This window comes from Mesorhizobium comanense (genome assembly GCF_005503535.1).
In the GTDB taxonomy this organism is placed as follows: Bacteria; Pseudomonadota; Alphaproteobacteria; order Rhizobiales; family Rhizobiaceae; genus Mesorhizobium; species Mesorhizobium comanense.
The window spans coordinates 15523-31573 of record NZ_SCNN01000021.1 but is presented as its reverse complement, the minus strand read 5'-3'; the positions used below and the strand labels follow the sequence as shown (position 1 = coordinate 31573).

Annotated in this window: 15 protein-coding genes; 5 read left to right on the top strand and 10 right to left on the bottom strand. The window is 62.5% G+C overall.

Annotated features, from left to right (window positions below; genetic code table 11):
• Positions 1–31: 31 nt before the first annotated feature.
• The 4 genes from FFS37_RS27525 to FFS37_RS27510 are packed head-to-tail and all read right to left on the bottom strand — an operon-like array spanning position 32 to position 2297.
• Positions 32–1429 carry an APC family permease gene (locus FFS37_RS27525; protein ID WP_137934130.1) on the bottom strand — a complete coding sequence of 466 codons (1398 nt, stop codon included), beginning with the start codon at positions 1427–1429 and terminating at the stop codon, positions 32–34.
• Positions 1430–1443: 14 nt separating this feature from the next.
• On the bottom strand, positions 1444–1605 hold the full coding sequence (locus FFS37_RS27520) for a hypothetical protein (RefSeq protein ID WP_137934129.1): 162 nt from the start codon (positions 1603–1605) through the stop codon (positions 1444–1446).
• A 15-nt stretch (positions 1606–1620) separates the two neighbouring features.
• Positions 1621–1998 (bottom strand): hypothetical protein, encoded by a 378-nt coding sequence (locus FFS37_RS27515; RefSeq protein ID WP_137934128.1) that lies wholly within the window; start codon positions 1996–1998, stop codon positions 1621–1623.
• An 11-nt stretch (positions 1999–2009) separates the two neighbouring features.
• Positions 2010–2297 (bottom strand): hypothetical protein, encoded by a 288-nt coding sequence (locus tag FFS37_RS27510; RefSeq protein ID WP_137934127.1) that lies wholly within the window; start codon positions 2295–2297, stop codon positions 2010–2012.
• A gap of 286 nt (positions 2298–2583) precedes the next feature.
• Between FFS37_RS27510 and FFS37_RS27505 the strand changes: the two genes are divergently transcribed.
• From FFS37_RS27505 to FFS37_RS27490, 4 genes are read left to right on the top strand one after another with little or no spacing between them, the layout of a single operon-like run.
• Positions 2584–3717 carry an aminomethyltransferase family protein gene (locus FFS37_RS27505; RefSeq protein WP_137934126.1) on the top strand — a complete coding sequence of 378 codons (1134 nt, stop codon included), beginning with the start codon at positions 2584–2586 and terminating at the stop codon, positions 3715–3717.
• 41 nt (positions 3718–3758) lie between these two features.
• Positions 3759–4355, top strand: coding sequence for a dimethylamine monooxygenase subunit DmmA family protein (locus FFS37_RS27500; protein ID WP_137934125.1), 597 nt, complete (start codon positions 3759–3761; stop codon positions 4353–4355).
• The gene (locus FFS37_RS27495) at positions 4352–5317 is read left to right on the top strand and encodes a PDR/VanB family oxidoreductase (protein WP_137934124.1); all 966 of its coding nucleotides are present in this window, start codon (positions 4352–4354) and stop codon (positions 5315–5317) included. Before FFS37_RS27500 ends, FFS37_RS27495 begins: the two co-directional genes overlap by 4 nt.
• Before the next feature lie 9 nt (positions 5318–5326).
• The gene (locus FFS37_RS27490) at positions 5327–6367 is read left to right on the top strand and encodes a heme-dependent oxidative N-demethylase family protein (RefSeq protein ID WP_137934123.1); all 1041 of its coding nucleotides are present in this window, start codon (positions 5327–5329) and stop codon (positions 6365–6367) included.
• A gap of 202 nt (positions 6368–6569) precedes the next feature.
• Here the strand turns inward: FFS37_RS27490 and FFS37_RS27480 are convergent, their stop codons facing one another.
• Complete coding sequence (locus FFS37_RS27480; protein WP_137934122.1) at positions 6570–7283, bottom strand: helix-turn-helix domain-containing protein; 714 nt, start codon at positions 7281–7283, stop codon at positions 6570–6572.
• 261 nt (positions 7284–7544) lie between these two features.
• On the opposite strand from FFS37_RS27480, the gene FFS37_RS27475 reads away from it, so the two are divergent.
• The gene (locus FFS37_RS27475) at positions 7545–8903 is read left to right on the top strand and encodes an NAD(P)-binding domain-containing protein (RefSeq protein ID WP_137934121.1); all 1359 of its coding nucleotides are present in this window, start codon (positions 7545–7547) and stop codon (positions 8901–8903) included.
• Between the two features lie 15 nt (positions 8904–8918).
• Here the strand turns inward: FFS37_RS27475 and FFS37_RS27470 are convergent, their stop codons facing one another.
• The 5 genes from FFS37_RS27470 to FFS37_RS27450 form a co-directional block, all read right to left on the bottom strand.
• Positions 8919–10898 carry an ABC transporter permease gene (locus tag FFS37_RS27470; protein WP_137934120.1) on the bottom strand — a complete coding sequence of 660 codons (1980 nt, stop codon included), beginning with the start codon at positions 10896–10898 and terminating at the stop codon, positions 8919–8921.
• The gene (locus tag FFS37_RS27465; protein WP_137934119.1) at positions 10895–11980 is read right to left on the bottom strand and encodes a quaternary amine ABC transporter ATP-binding protein; all 1086 of its coding nucleotides are present in this window, start codon (positions 11978–11980) and stop codon (positions 10895–10897) included. Before FFS37_RS27465 ends, FFS37_RS27470 begins: the two co-directional genes overlap by 4 nt.
• Before the next feature lie 77 nt (positions 11981–12057).
• Positions 12058–13032 carry an ABC transporter substrate-binding protein gene (locus FFS37_RS27460; RefSeq protein WP_137934118.1) on the bottom strand — a complete coding sequence of 325 codons (975 nt, stop codon included), beginning with the start codon at positions 13030–13032 and terminating at the stop codon, positions 12058–12060.
• Between the two features lie 459 nt (positions 13033–13491).
• The gene (locus FFS37_RS27455) at positions 13492–14382 is read right to left on the bottom strand and encodes a DUF427 domain-containing protein (RefSeq protein WP_137934117.1); all 891 of its coding nucleotides are present in this window, start codon (positions 14380–14382) and stop codon (positions 13492–13494) included.
• 2 nt (positions 14383–14384) lie between these two features.
• Entirely contained in the window at positions 14385–16040 is a 1656-nt protein-coding gene (locus FFS37_RS27450) for an ABC transporter substrate-binding protein (RefSeq protein ID WP_137934116.1), read from the bottom strand.
• Between the last annotated feature and the right edge of the window lie 11 nt (positions 16041–16051).

Below are 16051 nucleotides of genomic sequence, written 5' to 3'. Positions count from 1 at the left end.
CCCGCCCAGGATCTGGACGGGCCTACTCCCATCAATAGCCCTGCGGCTTCGGCCACGGCATCGAGAACTGATCGCCACGCCGCACGAATTTGTAGCGGTAGAAGTGGAACCAAACGGAGATCAGGAAATAGAAGGCGATCATTGCGATCAGCTGGGATCCGAAGCCGAGGAAGATGGCGAAGAAGGTCACCACGCACAGGCAGAACAGCACGATCGCCGGCAGCGGATGGAACGGGTGCGTGTAGCCGCGACGGATCGTTCCCAGCGGCCATTTCTTGCGAAACATCATGATGTTGATGCTCATGAAGGTGTATTGCAGCACGCCCGACAGGATCGAGAAGGTGATCGCCTGGTTGAGGTCGGCGATGAAGGCGAAGGCGAGCGCGATCGGCAGCAGGAACAGGATGGAGCGGTAGGGCGTGCGGTACTTCGGGTGCACGGCCGAAAACCAGCTCGGCAGGTAACGGTCGCGGCCCAGCGAGAACCAGGCCCGCGCCGCATCGTTGATGCAGCCATTGGCCGAAGCGATGGCGGCAAGCAGCGTCGCCACGAAAAGCAGGTTTTCGAGCAGCGGGCTGCCGGTCAATTTGCCGGCATCCCAAAGCGGGTAGGGGGTGATGCCGAGATATTCCCACGGCATCAACGATGCGCAGACATACCAGGTCATGGCGGCGGCGATGAGCAGCGTGATCATGCCGGCCATCGTGCCGTAGGGCAGGGAGCGTGCCGGGGAACGCACTTCCTCGGCCGCCTGCGTGGTGCCCTCGATGCCGAGATAATACCAGATGCCGAACTGGAAGGCCGCGATCACGCCGATCCAGCCGTAGGGCAGGGCGTTGCCGGGAGTGACCAACTCGTTCAGCTTCAGGACCGCGCCCTGCGTCCACGGGCTGACCGAGAAGAACAGGATGATGATGGAAACATAGGCGATCGCGGTGATGACGAAGTTGACGTTCAGCGTCATCAGCACGCCGCGATAGTTGAGCCAGGCCAGCACCACGATGGTGGCGGCGATGAAGGAATTGTGCGTAAGCCCGTCGACACCGGCCTTGGCCACGATGGTGTCGCCGAGCAGAATGGCGTCGGAAACCTCGAGCATCGTATAGGCGAAGACCAGGAACAGCGCGACGTTGAAGGCCATCAGCGGTCCTACGATATGCTTGGCCTGCGCGTATTGGCCGCCAGCGGCGGCAACCGTAGACGTCACCTCGGAGTCGATCATGGCCACCGAGGTGTAGAGCAGTCCGACGACCCAGCAGACGATAAGGGCCGCCAATGTGCCGCCCTTGTCGGCGGAGAAGTTCCATCCCGTGAATTCGCCGACAAGCACGATGCCGACGCCGAGTGCCCAGACATGGGCAGGACCGAGCACACGCAGCAGCGAGACCCTGTCACCGTGGATTGTTGTCGTTTCTGCCGCGGCCGTCATTCTTCGATCCCCACTCAGATCCGGTGTTTTTCGGAAGCGGCTTCAAGCTCGCCTTCGCGTGATGACGTCAGGACGTCCTCGGAATAGGTCGTATCGACCTTGAACCAGTCGTAGAGCATCCACAGTGCAAGAACGATCGAGATGCCCCAGCATGCGTAAGAGAGTGCCATCCACATCGTCGTTCTCCAGGATTACTTGTCGTCGAACTTTTCGTTGATGACGTCGCGGTATTCCCGGTCGGACGCGCGAAACAGGAACACGAAATATCCGATCAGCACGACCGCCATGACAACCAGCGTCGGCCAGTCGATCACATAGTGGAAACGGTTCTGGATGACGTCATGCGCGGTCTCGGGCGTGTAGCCGAGCTTTTCCCAGATCGAGGCCATGGTCGGGTTCTGGCCGAGCGCTTCCCAGGTCTTGGCGTCGAGCGCGTCGATCGATTTCGCGGCACCCGCGAGACCGAGCTTCAGCGGCAGCCACAGCGCCACGAAGATGGCGACCACGACGACCACGATATCGAAAATCTGCCCGGTCTTGCTCTGCTCCGGCGGCGTGTAACGGGACATGCTTGCTACCCTCAGCTCTTGCTGTTGCGGAACGCGTCGGCGTTCTTGATATCGAGCCCGTAGATGAAGTCCTTGTCCTCCTTGTAGTGATTGACCATCGCCAGGATTGCCGCAGTGTTGAAGATCAGCACCGCGGCGGCGGCGACCGCCACGACGGCCTTGATCCCGGCATCCGGGATGTATGGCCATGTCATGAAAAGGACGAAGAGGATCGTCGCCCAAAGGCAGATGATCAGGAGCGCGGATCCGCGCACGTCGGAACGGTACAGCGCCTCGATGCGCTGCTGCAGGTCTGACATCGGTTTTCCCCTTTTTCCGGCGCCCGGCTCCGAATCCACCGCGCGTCGTTCTCTTTCAAGAGAGTGAAATTTTTTTCATAAATTCAAACCGAATCCTGAAATTGTCAAGGCGAATTTACGTCGGGTTAACCGCCTCGGCTCGGGAATGAAATTTGCCTGACAATGAAATTATTTGCTTTCAGGGGATTGCGGCTCCGCCGTGTTTGCGGTCAATATTCGCGCAAAGCTCCAGCCATCGTGCGAAGGGGCAGGGAACATCGGTGATTATCGGACGGAGGACGATCGGATGACGGCATCCTGGAGATTTTCGACCCTGGCGGATCGCCATCGCGCGCTGGGATCGAAGCTCGAAGACTGGAGCGGCATGGGCACCGCCTGGACCTACGACAAGGACGCCGACGAAGAATACATCGCCATCCGCACCAAGGCCGGGCTGATGGATGTCTCCGGCCTGAAGAAGGTTCACATAACAGGCCCGCATGCCTCGCATCTCATCGATCTCGCGACCACGCGCGACGTCGAAAAGATCTATCCCGGCAAGTCGGCCTATGCCTGCATGCTCAATGAGGCGGGAAAATTCACCGACGATTGCATCCTGTATCGCACCGGGCCGAATGCCTGGATGGTCGTGCACGGCTCCGGCACCGGCCATGAGGAATTGCAGCGCGCTTCGGTCGGGCGTGACGTGTCGCTGCGCTTCGACGACAATCTGCACGACCTGTCGCTGCAGGGGCCGACATCGGTCGACTATCTGGCCAAGCATGTGCATGGGATTCGCGACCTCAACTATTTCCACCACATGCAGACGCAGTTGTTCGGCTTCCCGGTCATGATCTCGCGCACCGGCTACACGGGCGAACGGGGTTACGAAATCTTCTGCCGTGGCCAGGACGCCGGCACGATCTGGGACAGGATCCTCGACGAGGGCAAGAGCGCCGGCATCATTCCGTGCCGCTTCACAACGCTCGATATGCTGCGCGTCGAAAGCTACCTGCTCTTCTATCCCTACGATAATTCGCAAAAATATCCGTTCGAGAATGAAGGCCCCGGCGACACGTTGTGGGAGCTCGGCCTCGACTTCACCGTCAGTCCCGGCAAGACCGGTTTCCGCGGCGCCGAGGAACACTACCGTCTCAAGGGCAAGGAGCGCTTCAAGATCTATGGTGTGCTGCTCGATGGCAAGGAGCCGGCCGACGAGGGCGCACCGGTCTACCGCGATGGCAAAAAGGTCGGTGTGGTGACCTGCGCCATGTATTCACCGCTGGTCAAGAAATCGATGGGCATCGCCCGGCTCGATGTCGACTGCGCCGCCAAGGACACCAAGCTGGAAATCCGCAACAAGAGCGGTTCCATCAAGGCGACGGCGCAGCCGCTGCCGTTCGACGACCCGAAGAAAACCAAGCGCACCGCCAAGGGTTGAGGCATCATCAGCAGCGAGAGGTTTTAAGGCGCGAAGCAGGAATGGCAGCCAAGACGATCATCAGCCGGCCCATTTACGGAACGCTCTCTCCGCAGCCCGGCACGCATCATCTGTTCATCGCCGATGCGGAAGGCGCGCTCGCCATATCCGATATGGCCGCGAAGGCGCCGGCCGGGTTCTTCGACGGCACCGAAATCGTCTTCATTCCGGGAGCCGACGGTCAACATGTGGCCGCGCTCGAAGCCCTGAAGCCGGCGCAATTTCATCAGGCACCGTCCTTCGCAAGCCTCCTGCCGAGGCTGAAGCAGACGCTGACCAACGCCCATATGGGCCTTCGCCTGTACCTCTCTGGCACCGAGGGGCTCATCGGCCAGGCCATGCAGGTGGCGCTCGAAGCCGGCATAGATCACACCTCCATGCAGACCGAGCATCGCGGCTCGCTGGCACGCCGCATGCAGTGCGTGCACTGCAAGGGCATCACGGAGAACGTGACGACGCAGCCGGCGACCTGTTCGCATTGCGGCCTGCTGCTTCTGGTGCGCGATCATTATTCCCGGCGCCTCGCCGCCTTCCAGGGCGTCTGCATCAATGCCGAGGATCGCTCGGAAATTCCTCCCATGGAGGAGGCCTTCCCATGAGCACCGGCACCACCAAGCTCGATGTCGTGGTCAGCGATGTCGTTCCGGTCAACGAACTGGTGACCCGCTTCCACTTCCGCCGCCGTGACGGCGAGCTTCTGCCGACCTTCTCCGGCGGCGCCCATGTCGTGGTCGAGATGCGCGACGGCGAGCGCACCAGGCTCAATCCCTATTCGCTGATGGGCTCGCCGCTCGACACCAGCGAATACACCATCTCGGTGCGCCGCGACGATGTCGGCCGCGGCGGTTCGCTGTTCATGCACCGCTCCGTCAAGCCTGGCCTGGAGATGGTGATCAGCTATCCCGTCAACCTGTTCTCGCTCGATCTGCGCGCCAGGAAACACCTGATGCTGGCCGGCGGCATCGGCATCACGCCGTTCATGGCGCAGACCGCGCAGCTGGCGGGGGAGGGTGGCAATTTCGAACTGCACTACACCTGCCGCACCGCGTCGCTTGGCACCTATGCCGATGTGCTGCGGGAACGCTACGACAGGCGCGTCAGGCTCTACCATGACGACCGCGGGGAGCGCATCGATCTCGAGCGGCTACTCTCCTCGCAGCCGCTCGGCACGCATCTCTATGTCTGCGGTCCGGCAGGCATGATCAACTGGGTGCGCGATCGGGCCTCGGCTCTCGGTTGGCCGCAGGAGACCGTGCATTTCGAACACTTCGCGGCGCCCCAGCCGGGCCTGCCGTTCGACGTGACGCTGGCTGTCAGCGGCAAGAATATCCGCGTCGGCGAGCAGCAGAGCCTGCTCGAGGCGATCGAGGCGGCCGGCGTCGATCCGCCCTATCTCTGCCGCGGCGGCGTCTGCGGCCAATGCGAGACCAATGTCATCTCCTACGATGGCAACTTCATCCACAACGATCACTGGCTGAGCGAGGAAGACCATCGGTCCGGCTGCAAGATCATGCCGTGCGTTTCGCGCTTCGAGGGCAAATCGCTGGTCTTGGAAAGATAGGAGGCGAGCTTGGGCATCACCTTTCGCAAGGAAACGTTCCGCGACGACTTCACCTTCAGGAACAGCCCCGAGCACATCAGGCGGTTTCCCTTCCCGTTCCACGAAGACAGCTACATGTACGCGGTCAACATCGAGCCGCATGTCGTCGGCCCCAAGGGCAGCGTGCTGGAAAACCTGATCGATGTCGACGAGCACTATGTCGCCGAGATGCAGGACCGCGCCCTGGTGCTGGCCGAGGATCCGTTGCGCTGCCAGTCGCTGCCGCACATGACGCTGGCCGGATGGGACCTGCTGGAGCTCCTGATGGAGCAGCAGGCGCTGGGCTATCCCGAACACTTCACGCTGACGCGCGACGGCGACCGCTGGCGCTGGATCAACCGGCCGCTCGGCATCGACGACACCTTCACCTTCGGCGACACCTCGACGCTGCCCTACGGGCCGATGGAGTACATCACCCGCCAGAGCCAGGGCGATTTCTGCATTCTCGACCAGCGCGACGGCAATCTGTGGATGGATGCCGGTATGGTGACAACGCAGGCCGACTGGTCCCTCGACTTCGACATCGGCATGAACTTCTTCGAATGGCACGCGCCGGTGCCGCTCGCGCATGAGAAGGGAATTTTCACGCGCGCGCTGAAATTCCTGACCAACATTCAGCAGGGCAAGCCGGCACGGCGGCTCAACTGGACGATGACCATCAACCCGCGCCTCGACACCAGCCCCGAGAACTATCACAAATGGGGCCCCGACCGCGCGACCGTCACGCCGGAAAATGTCGGCGACAAGGTGCACCTGCGCGTCGAATTGCAAAGCTTCTGGCGGCTGCCGCGCTCCAACGGCATCGTCTTTCCGATCCGCTGCTACTTGATCAAGATGGACGAACTGGTGACGCAGCCGAAATGGGCAAGGCGCCTGCACCGTGTGATCCGCGATCTGCCCGAAGAGCTTGCGAACTACAAGGGCCTGACGCGGTATCGGCCGACACTGGTGGAGTGGCTGTCGAAGCTCGATGATGGGAGTGCGACGAGCCCGGGGTTCGGGCCGGATTGAACTGTCGGCGAAGCTGCCGATCTCCCCCCTTGTGGGGGAGATGCCCGGCAGGGCAGAGGGGGGCGCGAAGGAACTCGGCCTTTCCAGCCTCTGCGAAAGCCCGGCAATCCACCGAGGTTATCGCTACGATCGATTGACAAGTCGGCGGGACAGCGCCCCCCTCTGTCCTGCCGGACATCTCCCCCACAAGGGGGGAGATCGGCTAACCCGCGCTGTTTTGCGGATAGCAGATAATCGACAGATACCGCATCGGCAGCTTCGTCAGTTGTTCCGGGCCGTGCGGCGCATCGGCGTCGAAGAACAGGCTGTCGCCCGGCTTCATCGGATAGAGGTTGCTGCCGTGCCGGTAAACGACCTCGCCTTCCAGCATGTAGAGGAACTCCATGCCTTCATGCTGGAAGGTCGGGAACACATCCGAATCCTCGGTCAGCGTGATCAGATAGGGTTCGACCACCACGCCGCTGGTGTTCGAGCCGATATGGCCGAGCAGATTGTATTGGTGACCGGCGCGCGTGCCGCGGCGTTCGACGTCGAGGCCTTCGCCGGCCTTGACGAAGACCGCGCTTCGCTCTTCCTCGAAGCGGCGGAAGAAGGCGGTAACGGGAACGCCGAGTGCCCTGGACAGCGCCTGCAGCGTGGTCAGCGACGGCGAGGTGATGCCGTTCTCGATCTTGGACAGCATGCCCAGCGAAATGTCGGTGGCGACAGCCAGATCGGCGACGGTGATGCCGAGCTTCTTGCGGAAGGCGCGCACCTCGCGGCCGATCGCCACCTCCAGCACCTTTTCGCGTGTGTCGCGGATGGCGTGCGGGTTCTGCGTCAGCGGGGCGCGGATGGTCTTGCCGTCCGCCGAGACCTTCGGGTGCGGCTTGGACTTGGCGCCGGCAACCTTGGGATTGGAACTGTCTTTCGCCATGTCGCCCCCTGACCTCGCGGATTTATTTCACTCAAGGTGAACATCAGAGGTGGCGATACAGGAGCGCGGCGGGCTCGGCAAGCCATCTTGTGACTGGGGGCGGTGCTGTCGAGAATCCATTCCGGGCAGGTTTTTCGCCAGGAATCCCTGGCGTGCAAACGGCGTTCCCGCAGATGTCTGTTGACAGCACCAAAGGGCCAATTACTGTCACTGTCAGTGAAATTTGTTTCGCTGGGGAAATCAAAAACAGGAGGCCCGGAAATGAACACTCGCGTTGCCGTCATCGGAGCCGGACCGTCCGGTCTGGCACAGCTCAGGGCCTTCAAGTCGGCCGCCGACAAGGGCGCCGAAATTCCCGAAATCGTCTGCTTCGAAAAGCAGTCCGACTGGGGCGGCCTGTGGAACTACACCTGGCGCACCGGCCTCGACGAGCATGGCGATCCCGTGCATGGGTCGATGTACCGGTACCTCTGGTCCAACGGACCGAAGGAATGCCTGGAGTTCGCCGACTACACATTCGAGGAGCATTTCGGCCGGCCGATCGGCTCCTATCCGCCACGCGCCGTGCTGTGGGACTACATCAAGGGGCGCGTCGAGAAATCAGGCCTGCGCAAATGGGTGCGCTTCAACAGCCCGGTGCGCATGGTGACGTTTTCGGACGAAACCGGGAAATTCACCGTCACCGCGCATGACCGCACCAACGACGTCACCTATTCGGAAGAGTTCGACAACGTCGTCGTCGCATCGGGGCATTTCTCGGTGCCCAATGTGCCTTATTTCGAAGGCTTTTCCACCTTCAACGGCCGCATCCTGCACAGCCACGATTTCCGCGACGCGATGGAGTTCAAGGGCAAGGATATCCTGATCATCGGCCGCTCCTATTCGGCCGAGGATATCGGTTCGCAATGCTACAAATACGGCGCCAAATCCATCACCTCCAGCTACCGATCCAAGCCGATGGGCTTCAAATGGCCCGAAAACTGGAAGGAAGTCCCGTTGTTGCAGAAAGTCGTCGGCAAGACGGCGCATTTCAAGGACGGCACGACCAAGGATGTCGACGCCATCATCCTGTGCACGGGCTATCTCCACTCCTTCCCCTTCCTGACCGACGATCTCAAGCTCAAGACCGCCAACCGCATGTGGCCGCTCGACCTCTATGAGGGTGTCGTCTGGGAGAAGAACCCGAAGCTGTTCTACATCGGCATGCAGGACCAGTTCTACACCTTCAACATGTTCGACGCGCAGGCCTGGTACGCGCGCGACGTAATCATGGGCCGCATCAAGCTGCCTTCGGCCAAGGCCATGGCCGAGCACGGCGCCAAATGGCGGGCACGCGAGGAGACCCTGGAAGATGCCGAGCAGATGATCTGGTTCCAGGGCGACTACACCAAGGAACTCATGGACCAGACCGACTATCCCGGCTTCGATGTCGAGGCGGTGAACCAGACCTTCATGGAATGGGAACACCACAAGGTGGAGGACATTATGAGCTTCCGCGACCATGCCTACCGCTCGCTGATGACCGGCACGATGGCGCCGCTGCACCATACGCCATGGCTGCAGGCCCTGGACGACTCGATGGAAAGCTATCTCGAGGTGAAGGGCGTCGCGGCCGAGTAGCCGCGACGTATTTCGTTACCCCAGCCTTGCCCGCGCCTTCGCCGTCCAGGCGCCGAACAGCCGGTCAGCGACGATGCCGATGAAGGCGATCGCCAGGCCGGCGACGATGCCTCGGCCGGGATCGGCCTTGGACAGCGCGATGAAGACTTCCTGGCCGAGGTCGCGCGTGCCGACCATGGCGCAGATGATGACCATCGCCAGCGCCATCAGGATCGTCTGGTTGACGCCCAGCATGATCTCGGGAAGCGCCAGCGGCAATTGCACCCGAAAGAAGGTCTGGCGCGGCGTGCAGCCCGAGACTTTCCCGGCCTCGATCAGCGCCGGCGGCACCTGCCTTATGCCGTGGTTGGTGTAGCGGATTGCCGGCACCACCGCGAAGGCGATCGTTGCGATCATCGCGGTGACATCGCCGACCCGAAACAGCATCACCACCGGAATGATGAAGCAGAAGGACGGCAGTACCTGCAGCGTGTCGATGATGGGTGTGACGATCTTCTCGAAACGATCGCTGCGCGCGGCCATCAGCCCGATCGGAATGCCGATCAGGCAGGCGATGAAGGCCGAGATGCCGCAGAGATAGACCGTTGCCATGGTCTTTTCCCAAAGCCCGGTGATGGCGCAGAAGGCAGTCAGGACGGCCACCAGCGCCGCCAGCCTCAGGCCTGAGAGCTGGTAGCCGGCAAGGCCAAGCAGGAACACCGCGCCCAGCCACGGAAAACCCTCGCAAAAGGCGCGCAGCGGGTTGAGCACATTGAGGATCAGCGCCACGCGAAAAGCCTCGATGAAGTCGAAGAAATTGACCGTCACCCAGTTCACCGCTGCCTTCCACAGCGGCGCGGTGGTGAAGGTGATCGCCTTCGGCACCGACGCGAAGGCCGGCACGAACAGGCCGAGCAGCGTCGTTGCCGCAAGGATGGCGATGGCCAGCGTCAGGGTGGGATAGCGCCGCCACAGGCTCGGGCTCACGGCCTGATGGACATGGCCTTTTGCCTGCTTGTGCGCGATCGCCTGGCTAAGCCGGTCGAGCGCGATGGCGAGCGCGACGATGGCGAGACCCGCCTCCATCGCTTCGCCGACCTTCAAGGCGCGCAGCGCCAGAAGCACGTCGTAGCCGAGGCCACCGGCGCCGATCATCGAGGCGATGATGACCATGTTGAGCGCCAGCATGATCACCTGGTTTACGCCGACCATCAGCGCGGGCCGCGCCGAGGGCAACAGCACCCGCCACAGTTTCTGCCGCGCGGTGCATCCGGCCATGTCGCTGAATTCGCCGATCTCCAGCGGCACGCGCGACAGTCCCAGCATCGTCGCGCGCACCATTGGCGGAGTTGCGAAGATGGCGGTGGCGATCATCGCCGACACGGGGCTGTTGCCGAACAGAAGCAGCATCGGGATGAGGTAGGCGAAGGTCGGGATGGTCTGCATCAGATCGAGGGCAGGGGAAACGATGAGCCTTTCCGCCCACGGCTTGCGCCACGCCCAGATGCCGGCGAACAGCCCGGTGACGATGCAGAACGGCACCGCGATCGAGATCAGCGCCAGGGTCAGCATGGCGCTGGTCCATTGCCCGAACAGCGCGATGTAGACGAAACAGCCCCCGACCAGCAGGCTCAGTTTCCGGCCACCAGCGGCATGGCCGGCGAGGAAGGCGACGGCGCAGACACCGACCCAGGAAAGGCGCGGCAGGGTAAAAGCCTCGGCGCCGTGGCCGATCCTGAAATTCTTGGCCAGCAGATTGAGCGCGAAATCGAGCGGCACGCCGAGCACCGCAGTGATCGAACGCGTCAGCCAGGACAGGTTGGACTTGATCCAGACCATCAGCGCGCCGACCCAGTCGGCGACGGGGATAATGGCGCCGGCCGGATAGTTCACTGCCCACGGGATGCTGTCCTGCAGGAGGAACACCAACAGTACGGCGGCGAGGGCAATCGCCCAGACCGCGAGCCATCGCTGAACGGGAGGTCTCGTCTCGCTGGCGCTGGCCGTGACCGTCATGCGCCTGCCCCCGCACGCTCGATGCCGGCCAGAAGGTCGATCACCGCTTGCGGAGTCACCTCGCCGATGGGCTTGCCGGTGTCGTTGACCACCGCGAACGGCTTGCCTGCTGAGACGATACCAGCCGAGAAGCTGGCGATCTTGGCCTCCGGCGTCACCGTACCGCCATGTTCGGCGCCATCGCAGGCGCGCATCAGGCTTCGCGCCGAGATGACCTTGGCGCGGTCGACATCCCGGGTGAATTCGGCGACATAGTCGGTCGCCGGATTGACCACCAGTTCTTCCGGCGAGCCGATCTGGATGACTGCGCCGTCCTTCATGATGGCGATGCGATCGGCGAGCCGGATCGCCTCGTCGAAATCATGGGTGATGAAGACGATGGTCTTGTGCAGCATGGTCTGCAGCCGCATCAGTTCGTCCTGCATCTCCCGGCGGATCAGCGGGTCGAGCGCCGAGAACGGTTCGTCGAGGAACCATATCTCGGGCTTGGTCGCCAGGCTGCGGGCGATGCCGACGCGCTGCTGCTGGCCGCCGGAGAGTTCGCGCGGATAGAAGTGCTCGCGCCCGCGCAGCCCGACCAGGTCGATGACTTCCCGGGCCCGCGCCTCGCGCGTCGCGCGGTCCTGACCCTGGATGCTCAAGGGGAAGGCGATGTTGTCGAGCACGTTGAGATGCGGCAGCAGCGCGAAGTTCTGGAACACCATGCCCATGCGGTGGCGCCTGAGTTCGATGAGCGCGGCATCCGAAATCTTGAGCAGATCCTTGCCCTCGAACTCGACCTTGCCGTGGCTGGGTTCGACCAGCCTGGACATGCAGCGCACCAGCGTCGATTTGCCGGAGCCAGACAGGCCCATGATGATGAAGATCTCGCCCTGGCGGATTTCGAGGTCGACGGCGCGCACGGCGCCAACAAGGCCGGCCGCCGCGACATCGGCCATGCTCGCCCTGCCGTCGCGCTCGCGGATGAAATTGGCCGCGTTCGCCCCGAACAGTTTCCAGACGTTGCGGCAGGCCAGTTTTACCGGACGGGCATCTACAGGTACACCCGCTGCGCCCGACCCGGGATCAGTCACTTCCGTCATTCAATAGTCCTTCTGGAATGTCGCGGTTTGAGACCCGGCCGATTGAACAGCCGGATCCCATTTTCCAGTCGGAAAGATCACTGCGCCCAGGCTTTCCAGTCAGCCTCGTGGGCGGCGATCCAGGCGGCGGCGACGTCTTCCGGCGTCTTGCCGTCGAGGTCGACCTCACCGCTCATCTTGTTGAGCTCGTCCGTGTCGATCGTGTAGGCCTTGGCCACCTTGTAGGCGACCGGCCATTTGTCCTTCATGCCGTTCCAGGCATATTTCCAGATCTCGCCATGCGGCTTGCCGCAATCATATTTGGCATCCGGGTTCACGCCCCATTTCGGGTCGTTGTAGCATTCAGGCGTGTATTCGGGGAATTCGACCCACTCTCCCTTGTACTTGGCCGGCGCCCAGTGCGGCGAATAGATCCACAGCATGATCGGCGCCTTGCGCTGATAGGCGGAATCGAGCTCGGCGAACATCGCCGCATCGGTGCCGGCGTGGATGACGGTGAAGGGCAGCTTCAGCGCCTCGACGCGCTCGTCGTCGAAGCCTTCCCAGGTCACCGGGCCGCCGAGATAGCGGCCCTTCGGCGCCGTCTCGGCCGTCGAGAACGCGGCTGCGCATTTGGCGTCGAGCAGGGCGTGCCAGTCGGGCAGGCCGGGGCATTTCTCCTTCATGTATTCGGGAAACCACCACTCTTCCTTGGCCTTCGGTCCGAGCTTGCCTAGCCGCTCCGTCTGGCCGGTCGCGTCGGATGCCTTCATCGCTTCCCCGGCGGTCGTGTCCCAGAATTCCAAGCCGACATCGAGGTCGCCATTGGTGAGGCCGGTGGTCAGGCTGGAGAGATAGTCGGCGGTCGGGTATTCGACCGTGTAGCCAAGCTTTTCGAGGATGCCGCCGAGAATCTTGGCATTGAGGTTGACGCTGGTCCAGTCGAACAGCGCTATCTTGATCGGATCGTTGGATTCAGGGGCCGCGGCCCGGGCGGCGGGCGCCGCCAGGCTGACGGCGGCAAGCGCGAAAGCGCCCATGGATAACTTCGATAGATGGCTGCGAATTGACATGCTTGTTCTCCTTCAAGCTGTGGTTATCGTTCGTCCCGTCCTGCTTTTCTTGTTTTGAATTGGCTGATCTCTGCTCGAGCTTGTTGGCGTCGAATCCCGCGCCGCGGCTCAAGCCGGTGCAGGCGAAATGACGCTCGGTTCTGTAGTGACGAAGTTGTGCCGGAGCGGCCGGCGTCATGACTGCCGAAGGATTGCCGTCGACGCGGTAATCCGCTGATCGATCGGTTCTGCCGTGCTCGGAAATCCGCGATCCATCAAGGTCCCATGATCTCGGCTATGGCCTCGGCAAGTAATGCACTCGCCGAAGCCATTTTCATGGGATGAAATTATATATACCAACGTTCATGCCGCGCAACGGCTAATGCCATATGGATTGTGGAATCTCCGCGGCCGACTTGCACTATGTCGACGGCTCGCTGCGTTGGACCGGAAACACCCACAAGACGGCGATCGATATGTTCAGAAATAACCGTCTGACGCGGCCGTAGCCTCTTTCGAGATTTCGACGCCGTCGACCAGGATCTTGTCGACCAGTTCGTGATGGAAGCAGACCAGCCCCTTGATGCGCTCCGCCTCGTGCACCGGCTCCGGATAGTACCAGACGAGGTTCTCGTGCCGCTTCTTGGGCGTGGTCACGTGGTAGTAGTTGGAAATGCCCTTGTAGGGGCAGCGCGAGATGTAGCGGCTGGGCGAAAACATATCGAGCCGCGTGTCGGAGATCGGCAGGTAGTGCCGCACCGGATGGCCGGTCTCGAACAGGAACACGCCGCGCCGTGAATCGGCGACCTGTTCGCCGTCCAGGATGACCTGCACCCGCCGCGACGAGGGCAGGCAGTCGACGCGGCGGAACGGATCGCGGGCATGGACGAAGATCTCTTCATCCTCCTCGTACCAGTGCGTCATCTTGGGCCAGTAGAAGGACATATAGCCGGAAAGGTCTGGCGATCCCTTGACCGGATCGGGATAGCGCCAAGCGGCGTCCTCGACCAGCGTGATGCCGGTGTTGAGCGAATAGTGCGTGGCAACGCCCTTGAACGGGCTTTCGGTGGTCGTCGTGCTCGGCAGCAGGAATTCCTCGCGCACGTCGCTCATCGGGAAGTAGTAGACGGGCAGATGGTCGCTCTCGTAGAGCACCAGCGCCTTCGTCGTGTCGGCCACGATCATCGATCCCACCTGCACACGCAGCCGCTTTTGCATCGGCATGGTGAAGGCGACATAGCCGGGCTCGAACTCGTACTGCACGATGGCATCGAGCAGGGGAAAATGCGGTCCGCGACCGCGTAGATGGCGCTTGCGAATGGTAGTCGTCCTCTTCTCGTCGTTTGCGGCCAGGTTCTTGCGCGCGGTCATGATCAGCCTATCGAAACCCGGTCGAGCAGCAGCCCCGCAGCGATTGGCGGCAGGCCGCTGACATTCTTGCGCACGGGAACCAAGAGATCCGGGAAGTAGCTGAAGATCACCGGCGTCTCGTCGAGCAGCAGTTTCTGGATGTCGGACGCGGCCGTGCGCTGCGCGCCGATGTCGAGCGCTTTCAGATAGCTGTTGACCATGCCGTCATAGGCCTGGTTCTTGAAATGCGCGGCGTTCCAGGGGCCATCGCTGATCAGCGGACTCTTCAGGAAGACATTGGGCACGCTGCGATGCGCGTAGTCGGTGATGCCGAGCGGGCTGTCCAGCCAGTCCGACTGGCCGAACACCGCCTTGCCGTAATATTTGTCCTGGTCCTCGATGTTGAGCGAGATGCGCGCGCCGATCTCCTTGGCGAAGTTCTGGAACAGCTGCGCGTATCCAGGAATGTCGGAATAGCGCAGCGTCGTCAGCGTGATGTCGAAGCCGTCGGCAAACCCCGCCGCTTCCATCAGCTGCTTTGCCTTGGCGATGTCCTGAGCGCGCTGCGGCACCGACTTGTCGGTCGCCGGGAAGGCGGGCGCGAACGGGCTGTCATTGCCAGTCGCCGCCATGCCGCGGCACAGGCCGTCGACCAGCTTCGAGCGGTCGATCGACAGCGCCAGCGCCTGGCGCACGCGCTTGTCGGTGAAAGGCGCCATGTCGCAGCGCATGTGAAGCTGCCGGTGCGCGGTCGAGGCGACCCGCAGCACGGTGATGTCGGGGCTGTTGAGCACCACCTGGCTGACATCGAGCGGCACCGCGTCGAGAATGTCGACTTCGCCCGCCTGCAGCGCCAGGATGCGCGGCTGCACGTCGCCGTAGAACTTGAATTCGAGCCGGTCGGGCAGGGCCTTCTCGCCCCAGTAATCCGGGTTGCGCACGAAGGTGGCGCCGACCTTCGGCGTGTAACTTTCCAGCCGGAAAGGTCCGGTGCCCTCGAAGGTCTTCTCGTAGTCGCCCTTGTAGCTCGCCGGCAGGATGACGGCGTTGTAATTGTCGATCGACACCGAATAGGGAAAGCTGCCGTTCGGCGCATCGAGATGGAAGGCGACGGTGTGTTCGTCGACCTTGCGCGTGCCGCCCTTCGACAGCAGCCCCTTGAAAACTGAAAGCGCGTTCGAGGCGCCGTCCGGGTCGGCCAGCCGGTCGAAGGTCGCGACGACGTCGTCGGCCTTGAAGTCCTCGCCATTGTGAAATTTCACGCCCTTGCGCAGCTTGAAGGTCCAGACGCTGCCGTCCTCGTTCGGCGACCAGCTCTCCGCCAGCACCGGCTTCAGCGTCAGGTCGGGCTGTGTCACGCACAGGAATTCGGCGGTCTGGAAGACCAGCTGGTAGCTGCCGCTGTCGTAGAAGGTGACGGGATCGATGGCGCCGCCAGGCGTGGCGACGCCGGCGCGCACGGTGCCGCCTGGCTTGCCTTCGGCTCGGGCCGGCCCGGCGCCGAGGCCGGCTGCGCCGACGATGCCGCCGAGCAAGGGCAGCGACAGGCCCAGTACGCTGCCATGGCGCAGGAAATCGCGGCGGCCGATCCGGCCCGCCAGCAATTCGTCGATAGCGGAATTTTCGATTTGGCCGAGATTTCTACGGACGGTGTCGATGACGCTGAAACGCTTTGGCATGGCGGCATTCC